The organism is Candidatus Latescibacterota bacterium, assembly GCA_019038625.1.
In the GTDB taxonomy this organism is placed as follows: domain Bacteria; phylum Krumholzibacteriota; class Krumholzibacteriia; order Krumholzibacteriales; family Krumholzibacteriaceae; genus JAGLYV01.
In genome coordinates this window covers 1-10,173 of sequence record JAHOYU010000040.1, presented here as the reverse complement: position 1 = coordinate 10,173, position 10,173 = coordinate 1, and the positions used below count along the sequence as shown (strand labels likewise).

Sequence of the window (10,173 nt, the reverse complement as noted above, 5' to 3'; positions counted from 1 at the left end):
TTGAGGTCGAAAGAGCAACGACATTTGGTAAGGCTGCTATAGGAACTACCGTGTTAGCTACAATCTTCGTTTCGGGGGTGGTTGCCCTCATCTATTCTAGTGGGGGAATTGGTGGCAGTTGAGCCTATATGACGCTCTGCTCAAATTGATCTGAGCATGGCTCTATTGTCTGGAAACGACCTAACAAGAACTTGATTTTGTATTTCGATCCCAACAGGGATAGAAAACGACAAAAAGACACTTGACGTCTATAACGGCCCCCGTTATAATGTGACCTATGATACATTCATTCAAAAATGCAGCGACAGAGGACATTTTCGACGGCATCGCATCAAGCATTGCGCGGAAATGCTGCCCACAATCGATTTGGGCAATTGCTCGACGGAAATTGGATCAAATCAACCGCGTTCAAGAGTTTTCGGACCTCAAAGTGCCTCCTGGTAATCGATTGGAACGCTTAAAAGGTAAACGAAAAAATCAATACAGCATCCGGATCAACCAGCAATACCGGATCTGTTTCAAATGGGAGGAAGATTATGCCTTCGAGGTCGAAATCACGGACTACCACTAAGGGTGGCGGCCGGCGCTTGCCGCGCAAGCGTCCCCCCACTCATCCAGGTGAAATGCTCCTTGAGGAGTTCGTTAAGCCGCTAGGTGTTACACAAACCGAACTGGCGAGACGTCTCGAGGTTTCGTATCCACGACTCAATGAAATCATCAAGGGGCGCCGCTCTGTGACCCCGAATACTGCGCTGCGGTTGTCTCGTGTTCTGGGTATGTCCGCCGATTTTTGGTTGGGACTTCAGCATGACTGGGATTTGTGGCACGCAATGAACAGTCCTGAAGCTAAAGAAATTTCGCGGTTGAAACCAATGTTGCGTGACGGAAGCAACGTCGCCTAACACTTATGAGGACTCCCCGTGTCAACCGGGTATTCCGATCCATTTCCGGCACTTCGTAACCGTTTTGCCAACAACGACATGAATCGGCTGCGCCCTGGCTTGGTTTCAAAATCCTGGTGCCGGGGTCGGTGTCCTGCACCAAACACTTATCGAGGTTCACAGTCCATCGTGGGTGAGTCGGGTTGAACGTAAAAGCGTCCACCAGTTGGCCGTCGGGTTCGGGGACCGCTGTGTTGCCCAGATTCCGCTTGCCATGCGGGAGGAGCCTCCGAAGTGAACAAAAAACGCCCCAAACAGAGGCGCTTAACTTATTGCTGTTAAATAATTATGGTCGGGGCGAAAGGATTTGAACCTTCGACCCCCTGCTCCCAAAACAAGCCGACTCGATTTCTTTTTACGTCTATCCACGCGCTAACAGATTAACCAAACGGCAATTACGGCCATCGTGTAGACTGGTTCAGTCAACCGCTTGTTGACGTGAATGCATTGAAAACGCGGTTGAACCTTGAAAAAACTTGAAAAAAATTGGCGAAGGCGAAGCCGGTACTATCATCGACTATCGAAACCGATGCGGCCCGCGACTTCCGGGAACAAGACCCAACGAGGAGAACGAATCATGGCGGCCAAAATCAAAAAACTTTCCGTCGATTATTGCAAAGCCGCGACGCCGAAGGACGGCCCAACTATTCTGGACACCGTAGCCGACAAGTTGGTTTTGAAAATTAGCCCGAAGGGGAAGAAAAGCTGGGCGGTTGCCGGATGGATTCAGGGGCGGTCCGTGTCAAAAAAATTGGGGACGTTCCAAGCGGCCCCCGGCAAGAAAAACACCCCGGTCCAAATGGGATTGGACAAGGCTCGGGAAGCGGCCAAAATCGCCTTGTTGGAAATGGACGGCACGGGGGAAAAATACGGTTTGGTTGCAGCGGCCCCCGCGCCCGAAATCACGTCTCCGACCTTGGGCGAATTTTTCGACGTGCTAGAAAAAGCCAAGGCGTCGGGACCGAAGGCAAACACACCCGCGACGCTGGCCGGGCATCGGCAACGGTTTGAAATGTATGTTGCCGATTTCCGCGTAACCGTGGACGGCATAGGCGCCACCTTGGCGACGGTCCCGCTACATAGAATCGAGGGCTTCCACTTAGACGATCTAAAAAACCACGTTATCGAAAAGGCGAAGGCAAGGGAGGCCGAGACAATCCGCCGGGACTATGAATCTGCTCTCGCCAAATGGCGGGAAAACGAAGCCAAGATTAAGGCCGGGCGCCCGGTTCGCAACGGTCGAAAACATGGCCCGCGCCCGAAGTCCAAACCAAAGCCGGAAATCCGGGAACCGGACCCCGAACGTGGCGCCCGAACGGCCAACCTGATTTTGTCCCGGCTAACCACTTTGTTCCGGTATGCCATCCGTCGAAAAGTTGTCCCCGAAGGTTGGACTTATCCGAAGGTCGAAGTACAAGCTCAAGAAAAAGGCCGGGACGATACCAACCATTTGAAGCGCCAACAAGCCCGCGACTTTTACACCGCCGTCGAAGCCTTGCGCCATCGGCGGGGCTACCACTACGGCAACAATGTGACGGCAGCGGACGCCCTCCTAACTACGTTGTGGACCGGCGGACGCATCGGGAACGTTTGCTCGATGGAATGGGACGAATTGGACCTCGACGGTGGGGAATGGCGTATCCCCCGAAGCAAATACAAGGCGCGGAGCCGGATGGCAACCAAGGACAAGGTTATCCCTTTGGTCCCCCCAGTTGTGGCCTTGCTTCGGTCCCGCGTTGGTTACCATCGGCGCTGGGTTTTCCCGAACGAAGAGACCGGAACCCATATCAAGCAATTCCGCAAGTCGTTCGATTGGGTCAAAGCCGAGGCGGGAATTACCCAACGCGTTACCTTGCACGGATTGCGGCATAGCTTAGGAACATGGTTGCACCAGTCCGGCGCCCCGTTGAAAGCGATTGCCGGACAACTTGGCCACGCGGACCTATCCTCGACGCAACGTTACGCCCATAACGAAACCGGCCACGTTGCCGGGCTAACGTCTAAGGCTATCGAGGCAAGTTATCGGGTTATCGAAGCGGAAGAAATCGAAGGCGAAACCGTAACCCTGACGGCGGACGAATGGGCGGACGTTTTGGAAACGTATAAGGGGACGCCCCTAGCCGCCCGCATTTCGTCCCAGCTTGCGTTGCGGTTGGTTGGTTAGGGTTTGGGACCGGGCGTCCCCGAAGGGGCGCCTAAACCGCTACAAATCGGCCCCGACCGGGACCAAAATTCGAAGAAAATTGCCCGCCAATCTATCAAGAGAATTTGCCGCATCGTTAGTTTCGAGATATACCAAGACATAGTTAGAACCAGTTCAATATAGCCCACACATTATTCACGTAATCTATTGATACCCCATCGGTTCCCGCCTTTACAACTTTTTTCCTTTGCATCCCAAATTGCGCATTACTTTCCCCTGCGTGACCGATCAACCCGAAGCGAATGGAGCGAATATGACCCGGTTTATCCGAAAGCCCGAATTGCGAGAAATTACCGGCCTCTCTTACACCTCGATTTGGCGCCTCGAAAAGCGCGGCGAATTCCCGAAGCGAATCCAACTCCCCGTTAAGGGCGTGGCCTGGCGAATGGACGAAATCGAGGAATGGATTGCCACCCAACCCCGCTACGCCGACACCAACACAACCGACGCCAACGGATAGAAAGGTCAAAACGAAAGGGGAAGAACCAAGACGACGGACAAAAAAGGAGAATCCGGGAAATGGCCAACATCGGGAACAAACATCCCCGCCTTACCCCACCCCCAGCAAAAGGGCGGGGCCAATGCGAATGAGAACGATCAGGCCAGGCTTCTTTGAAAATGAAGATTTGGCCGAACTGGAACCAACCACCAGGCTGATATTTTGCGGGTTGTGGTGCATGGCTGATCGTGAAGGAATCCTGGAAGACAGGCCGAAAAAGATCAAAATGGCCCTACTCCCCTTGGATGACTTCGACCCGGACAAAGCTTTGGATGATTTGGAGCGAATAGGCATGGTTACCCGTTACCGGGACGGCCACGGCCAACGGCTACTTTTTGTCGTGAACTTCGAAAAGCACCAGAATTGCCACCCTAATGAAGCCGAATCCAAGTTTGAAAAACCCAATGCCTTAGATCCCGGGAAAACAGAGGAACACCAAGGTACACCTATAGGAGAACCAAGGTACTCCCAGGAGAATCCCAAGGTGGGTTCTTGCAAACCTCTTACTTCTTTGCCTTCTCTGTCTTCTTTGTCTTCTAAGCCTTCTTTGCCTACTAGGGAAGATCAAGAGGTGTCGAGTTCCGAGCAACTCGACGGCCAAATTGTCCCAGCAAAAATACAAATCCCAACCAAAGCAAACGACCCGATCCCCTACGCGGAAATCATCGGCTATTTGAATTTCAAAGCCGGAACCCGTTTCCGCCCTACTACCAAACCAACCCGCCAGCTAATCAAAGCCCGATGGAAAGACGGCTACCGCCTGGAAGATTTCCGAACCGTGATTGATAGCCGGGTTAAGGCTTGGGGGACCGATCCAAAAATGGGGGAATTTCTCCGGCCTAATACCCTTTTCAAACCCGACAATTTCGACAACTACCTAAACGGAAGGCAACCAATCGGGGGGCCAAGGCTTTCCGATGTTTCCGCGACAAACCAAGCGGCCTTAGAAGCCTTTTTACTAAAAGGGAAAGAAAAGGAAGTGGAATTCCATGAAGTGGAAGCCCAGGAAGTAGGTCCAACTAATGACTGACCGGGAGAAGATAGCCGTTGCCCTAAATGCCCTAGCGGTAGTGCTGGAGAAACCCGTAAATGAGCTTCGGTTAACGGGATACTATTCCCTGCTGGCTGGGAGTGAAACCGAATTGGTGTTACTCGCCATCAAACAGCTAGGCAAAGAATTGAAGTGGTTTCCTAAGCCCGTCGAAATCTTGGACAAAGTTAAATCCTTAGCCCGGGATCGGGCATTGGCCAGGCCTCAATTGGAAGAACCGCCACCAACCGACGCCGAAAAGGCCAAAGTAATGGAATATTTAGGAGAGTGGAAAAAGGGAAAGGGAACGGCCTGGAAGTGGTAAAAATAGCATTTCCGAACGTTGGCTATCTTTGCAAAAAGGAGTTTAACCATGTCAACTGAAGACGCCCGGAAAACGAACCTGGAAGCCCCCGAGCGGGCGCCCGAAATTTGTAGCCCTTCAACCTGCCCAAAGTGTGGAAATGAAACCAGAGGGCCGGGGGGACCCTGTAACATTTGTCGAGCCAAACGGAGCCGACGAAAGCGACCGAGAAGACGACGGCACTCTACCCAAATAGAACTTTGGCCGAAAGGTACTCTGCCAGGGGGCCCTTGAAGGTGGGGAAGAAGTGTCCGAGATATAGCTAGATAAAGTTCGATTTGACTCAACACCACCACACCGAATCGGGTGTGTTTGAAGCGAGAGGACTAGGTTTGGCGGCTGGTTTTCTACAGGGTTTACTTCCTTTTCCTTTGTTGGAACCCGGCCCCCTAGGGTCCGGCGTGGTGGGCGTCATTTTCCCTAGGCGTCCCCCCACGCTCGGACTGCTAGCCTTCGTTTTAAATTTTGCCCCCCGAGTGGACCAGGGCTCGACGATTGTCTTCCCGTCGGCCCAATACGGTCCAAAGCTTGGGCGCCTTCCACGGGGTAGATTCCAAGCTTTCAGAAATCCACGATACCCGGATAAGCCTAGCAATTTGGCTATTGCGGCGGTGCTGCGATATCCCCCCTTCCGTCGAAGGGTTGCCAAGGGTCTAATCCGATTCCGGGGCGGCATGGATTCGGGGGGCAAAACCGACAATCAAACAAACAATTCCACGATGGAAGGATAGAAAAATGATAAAGAAAAAATCCCCCACTTCAGCCGATGCGCTTATTGGACTGACCAAACGGGAAATCCAAGATTTTTGTGTGATTCGGATGATTAACGCCCAACTTTCCGGCGATTGGAGTCGAGCCGGATTAGAAAGGGAAGCTAGCGAAGCCGTTGCCGATTTGTTGGGCCGTATTCCTGTTGGTAGTTATGTCCCTTATGATGTCCTTGTCCATGACCAGCGGGAAGTTTCCAGCGCAACAAGTCCAGGCCTGATCGGAACTGACCAACAACCGGACAGCATGATTCAAGTAATGAGAAACGCGTCCATAACCGCCCGCCTGGGAGCAACCCTTTATCCTGGCCTTGTGGGTGATGCTGGTATTCCCCGACAGGAGGACGCCAGCAACGCCGCCTGGATTGACAATGAAACCTATAGCGGAACGGACAAATCGAGTCCGACCTATAGCGCCCTTAATCTTTCCCCAAAAACCCTTCGGGTCCGGATCGACATTTCCCGGAAAATGTTGAAGCAATCCCAGCCCATGATCGAGGGCCTGTTGCGGGATGAAATTTCCGGGGCCATCGGCGGGGGGATTGATGCCGCCGCGATCTATGGTAGCGGGGTAGCCCCAATTCCCCAGGGAATCGTCGGGGCAAGCGGAACGAATTCCGTGGAAATCGACACCAACGGCGGAAGCCTAGATTGGTCCCACCTGGTCCTTATGGAATCCAAGCTAGGAAACCATCAACAACTACCGGGCCAAGCTTACGTTTGCAACACGGGCACCCTGGGCGCCCTAAAAACCACGCCCCGGGATACGGTTGGCAATGTTGGCGGCTTCCTTATGGCGGACGATGGAACCGTTAACGGCCATCCTTGCCTAGTCTCCAACACGCTCCCGAACGACGGGACCAAGGGAACGGGTACGGACCTTTCCACAATGGTCTTTGGCGCATGGTCTAGCCTAATCGTCGCCTTGTGGGGTGGGTTGGATTTGGAAGCCGACAAGGTAACCCTTGGCGAACGGGGCGGGATCGTCCTTCGGGCATTCCAGGATATCGACTTGGGCTTGCGGTACCCCGGCGCCTTTACTGTGGTTGAGGATATTGTGACCTAGGCCATCGGTCCAACGGTAAGGCCCCGGTCAATCGCCCAAGTGGCGGGCCGGGGCCAGCACAACAAATATTTGCCCTACCAAAGGCCGTGGTCAATTTGATTGTCCTCGATTTCCTCGAAACCAATCTCTTCCAAATTCATATCCCGATACACTTCTGCAATGCCTTCATTCGTCCAATCTAGAATTCTTTTTTTGGCCTTCGTGATATCCTCCAACGACTGATCTTGATCCTGTTTTTTGAAAAAAATATAATTTATTCCGTTCCGAATGGATATCCACTTATCCGGAAATTTGCCGGGCAGAAAAATGCGCGTACCGAAAAACCATTCCTCGTATTCGTCCACATAATGCTTGGCACGTAAAAATGAATCATCCTCGCTCATAAACCACTGAATCTTTTTCAAATGGGTATATGCTTTTGCGTTGTTCTCAACCCTTTTCGCCGCGACAACTTCGTCCATCCGGATCTTTCGCGCTTGTTTGGCGTTTAGCAAAGTGGCAATCGTACTGCCGAGAATGGATAACGCACCCCCCAAAAGGACGCCCCACAAGACGCCGAAACCATTGGCGGAATCAGCTTCGCCCCGGCCCGCTACACTGCCTCTTGGGCTCCCCGCCCTTCCAGAAACCTCGGTAACGCCCTGGCTGGCACTGTCGCCAACCGCTGGCCCAAGTATTTGTTCGCGCCCCATGATCGAATCTGGTGGCGTAGGAAGACTATCGCTACCCTCAACCCGGTCAAGTAACGCGACGGGTTCAACGTCCGCTGGTATGGCGATCGACGGACAAATAAGGGCTAGAATTACTAGGACAACGGTACCGTATTTTACAAACATAATTTTCCCCGGAAGCAGTTCCTTTTCCCCGCCAAGGGCCGGGCTATTGCCCCTCATTTTCAAGCGAATCAAGAAAACCCTCGAATTCCTTTACCGTCATTATTCGGGTTCCGAATTCCCCCTCGATCAATTCCCGACGCCCATGGTTAATGAAGGCCCGACAGTCACCGGAAACGAGAATATCCCTTCCTTCAAGGACGTGGTTAGCCAGGATCATAGCGTCCCGAAACTGGCGCCGCTGTCCATCCGTCAGGGAGCCCCGCGATCCGGGCGGCGGGAAAGAACCGTTGGACAAAATACGGAGTGATTTTTCGAATACGTCCCCGGCCCTATCGCCAGCCCACTTAAACCCACCCCACGGGGACTCGTCCCAAATCCCAAATTCCAGGATTACTTCTAGAGCCCGGATCTCCTCTTCTATCGTGGCACCATTGGCCTCGCGCTGGGTTACCGAAATCACCGCGACTTCGACCCCTAGGGCCCCCGCTCGGGCAACAAGCTTTTCAGCGGGAAAAACGTTTGTGTCGAAAGTCGCGGTTCCCATATTCGCCCCTACCGCTTCTGGCGTGTCATGGATTTCGGTACTCGTCCGGCGTCCCGCCTAATCGGATCGGCACCGGACCGGGCGATTACGATATGAGGATACTGGCTACTCCCACTTAGCTAACAATTTTCGAGCTTTTTCCGTCAGATAGTAGTCGAGACCCCGAGGCCCTGCTGACGAAAAGCGGATATATTCTTCACTGGACAATTCATCCAGCCCAGACTTGCCCTTTATTTTTGAAACCTCGATAAGATCAAAGATGTCGTATTCATCCAAACGGGTTTTGTCCTGAGCATGAAACACCTTAAGAATACTCAATGCAATTTCGGAGAGGTCTTCAATACCGGCAGTAGCATCCTGTTTCGGCAAAAGCTGTCCAAGATCATTAACTTTCTTAGCCAATTGTGAATTCTCAACTTCCAAACGCTCGTTCTTTTCCTTGAGCAAATCACGACTTTCCCGAAGTGCCGCGTTGTTCTGCCGAAATTGCTCCAGGTTCTGTTCCTGAAGGTCATAAGCGTGCCTTAGCAGGTCGAAATGCTGGGAATCGAGCACCTTGCCCTTGATGTCGCCGAGTATTTTCCCGATGTCCATAACGCTCCTTCTACCGTTTGTTTCACCTGCAAAGACGATTGGCGCGGACCTGGGCAAACCTGGCACGGGACAAGCAGCTTTGTCTGGTGCAAGCTCTTGGTTAGCCAGCCTGAAATTACCAATCAACAGTTCCGCCCTCACCCAACGGATAATCGTCATCTACTTTCTCAAATAACTCCCTACCATCGCGAGTAACTTTGATCGCCGCCGCCCAACCCTCTCTAGTTTTTGCAAAACGGATTAGTTGGGAGAACGCCCCGTTTCGTGCCGTGAAGAAAACGTTGTACCCTCGCTTCGGCAGTTGATTGACAGGAATTTCCCCCCTGAATAGTGCATGACCTGAAATCATGGTTCCCAGCGGCATAATAGTGTCGGTATGTTGAAATGACTCGAACGTAAAGTTACCTTTGAGCTGTTCAAATCGATCTAGATTGACGATCCGTGCAGTCACGTCAAAAAGAGTATTGTCTCCCTCGTGACAAAATACAAAACGCCCACTTAGCCCGTCGAACTGGATTTGGAAATAGCAGAAACTACTGCCGCCCGTAACGGCGTTGAATGTGGTTCTGTTGAGTTCAGCAATTTCGTCACTTTTGATTCGCAAAGCTTTTTCAAAACCCGTTTGCTGGTGGGCAGACCAAAGTGCCCCGATAATTCCAAATATGGCGCCTAGAAAAATCAAGCCAGGTGGACCCCAAAAAATTTCGAAAATTGCTCTCATAAAATCCTTCCTGGTTGGCTAGCTAAGTTTTTGGCAAACTAGCTTTATTTGATCGGTCTTCAATTGTATCGGACATTTCAATTCTCGTCACGGCCAATTGGTTTTCTCAAAGGACCTTGTTGCGGGCGTACCCCCGCATCCATTTAGAAAAATCCCAATTGTTTCGATCCAACTCTTGAGCCCCACCCTTAAAGGCAGAATCCCGGACCGCAAAGTTCCGAACATATACCCCGTTTGTTTTACCCAGTTTTTTACCCAAAACGCCTTTTGGCAAAAAGAAACCGCCCTTGGGAGGCGGCTAATTAATTTATAAGCAGTTTAGTTGGTGGAGCCAGGGGGGCTCGAACCCACGACCTCTGACTGCCGGTCCATCGGTTCCTTTTCCCGCGATTGGCGGTTCCCAAATCGCACCTTTCCGGGAAGACAATTCGCCTGTCACCCCGAAAAAAATATTGGTTGGCGGATTCCTTGAAAAATCCTTGAAAAAATTTGTGTGCCGAATTTTTCGGCTCTTTTGTGTCACCCATAAAGCATTGTTTTCATTTTAGTTACGATGGTCGGGGCGAAAGGATTTGAACCTTCGACCCCCTGCTCCCAAAGCAGGTGCG

Annotated in this window: 11 protein-coding genes; 7 read left to right on the top strand and 4 right to left on the bottom strand. The window is 52.0% G+C overall.

The genetic code is table 11. The annotated features are described in order from the left end of the window. Positions 1–277 precede the first annotated feature (277 nt). From KOO63_02725 to KOO63_02695, 7 genes are all read left to right on the top strand, one after another. Entirely contained in the window at positions 278–571 is a 294-nt protein-coding gene (locus KOO63_02725) for a type II toxin-antitoxin system RelE/ParE family toxin (protein MBU8920753.1), read from the top strand. 16 nt (positions 572–587) lie between these two features. After that, the gene (locus tag KOO63_02720) at positions 588–902 is read left to right on the top strand and encodes a HigA family addiction module antidote protein (protein MBU8920752.1); all 315 of its coding nucleotides are present in this window, start codon (positions 588–590) and stop codon (positions 900–902) included. Positions 903–1,518: 616 nt separating this feature from the next. Then, entirely contained in the window at positions 1,519–3,105 is a 1,587-nt protein-coding gene (locus tag KOO63_02715) for a tyrosine-type recombinase/integrase (protein MBU8920751.1), read from the top strand. Between the two features lie 292 nt (positions 3,106–3,397). After that, complete coding sequence (locus tag KOO63_02710) at positions 3,398–3,604, top strand: AlpA family transcriptional regulator (GenBank protein MBU8920750.1); 207 nt, start codon at positions 3,398–3,400, stop codon at positions 3,602–3,604. 127 nt (positions 3,605–3,731) lie between these two features. Beyond that, a complete protein-coding gene (locus tag KOO63_02705) occupies positions 3,732–4,673 on the top strand; it encodes a conserved phage C-terminal domain-containing protein (GenBank protein MBU8920749.1) in 942 nt (313 codons plus the stop codon). After that, positions 4,666–4,998, top strand: coding sequence for a hypothetical protein (locus tag KOO63_02700; protein MBU8920748.1), 333 nt, complete (start codon positions 4,666–4,668; stop codon positions 4,996–4,998). The genes KOO63_02705 and KOO63_02700 overlap by 8 nt, the downstream gene beginning before the upstream one ends. A 774-nt stretch (positions 4,999–5,772) precedes the next feature. Further along, positions 5,773–6,870, top strand: a complete 1,098-nt coding sequence (locus KOO63_02695) for a phage major capsid protein (protein MBU8920747.1) — start codon at positions 5,773–5,775, stop codon at positions 6,868–6,870. A gap of 74 nt (positions 6,871–6,944) precedes the next feature. Here the strand turns inward: KOO63_02695 and KOO63_02690 are convergent, their stop codons facing one another. The 4 genes from KOO63_02690 to KOO63_02675 all read right to left on the bottom strand — a co-directional run bounded on the left by KOO63_02690 (position 6,945) and on the right by KOO63_02675 (position 9,565). Beyond that, complete coding sequence (locus tag KOO63_02690; GenBank protein ID MBU8920746.1) at positions 6,945–7,778, bottom strand: hypothetical protein; 834 nt, start codon at positions 7,776–7,778, stop codon at positions 6,945–6,947. Next, the gene (locus KOO63_02685; GenBank protein MBU8920745.1) at positions 7,750–8,250 is read right to left on the bottom strand and encodes a hypothetical protein; all 501 of its coding nucleotides are present in this window, start codon (positions 8,248–8,250) and stop codon (positions 7,750–7,752) included. Before KOO63_02685 ends, KOO63_02690 begins: the two co-directional genes overlap by 29 nt. A 105-nt stretch (positions 8,251–8,355) precedes the next feature. Further along, positions 8,356–9,003: a hypothetical protein gene (locus KOO63_02680; protein MBU8920744.1), complete on the bottom strand. Its 648-nt coding sequence runs from the start codon at positions 9,001–9,003 to the stop codon at positions 8,356–8,358. After that, positions 8,960–9,565, bottom strand: coding sequence for a hypothetical protein (locus KOO63_02675; GenBank protein ID MBU8920743.1), 606 nt, complete (start codon positions 9,563–9,565; stop codon positions 8,960–8,962). The genes KOO63_02680 and KOO63_02675 overlap by 44 nt, the downstream gene beginning before the upstream one ends. Between the last annotated feature and the right edge of the window lie 608 nt (positions 9,566–10,173).

Bases quoted from the DNA above. Each gene is read 5' to 3' on its own strand.
- KOO63_02725 (MBU8920753.1), top strand. From the start codon at position 278: ATGATACATTCATTCAAAAATGCAGCGACAGAGGACATTTTCGACGGC.
- KOO63_02700 (MBU8920748.1), top strand. From the start codon at position 4,666: ATGACTGACCGGGAGAAGATAGCCGTTGCCCTAAATGCCCTAGCGGTA.
- KOO63_02675 (MBU8920743.1), bottom strand. From the start codon at position 9,565: ATGAGAGCAATTTTCGAAATTTTTTGGGGTCCACCTGGCTTGATTTTT.
- KOO63_02685 (MBU8920745.1), bottom strand. From the start codon at position 8,250: ATGGGAACCGCGACTTTCGACACAAACGTTTTTCCCGCTGAAAAGCTT.
- KOO63_02710 (MBU8920750.1), top strand. From the start codon at position 3,398: ATGACCCGGTTTATCCGAAAGCCCGAATTGCGAGAAATTACCGGCCTC.
- KOO63_02705 (MBU8920749.1), top strand. From the start codon at position 3,732: ATGAGAACGATCAGGCCAGGCTTCTTTGAAAATGAAGATTTGGCCGAA.
- KOO63_02695 (MBU8920747.1), top strand. From the start codon at position 5,773: ATGATAAAGAAAAAATCCCCCACTTCAGCCGATGCGCTTATTGGACTG.
- KOO63_02715 (MBU8920751.1), top strand. From the start codon at position 1,519: ATGGCGGCCAAAATCAAAAAACTTTCCGTCGATTATTGCAAAGCCGCG.
- KOO63_02680 (MBU8920744.1), bottom strand. From the start codon at position 9,003: ATGACGATTATCCGTTGGGTGAGGGCGGAACTGTTGATTGGTAATTTC.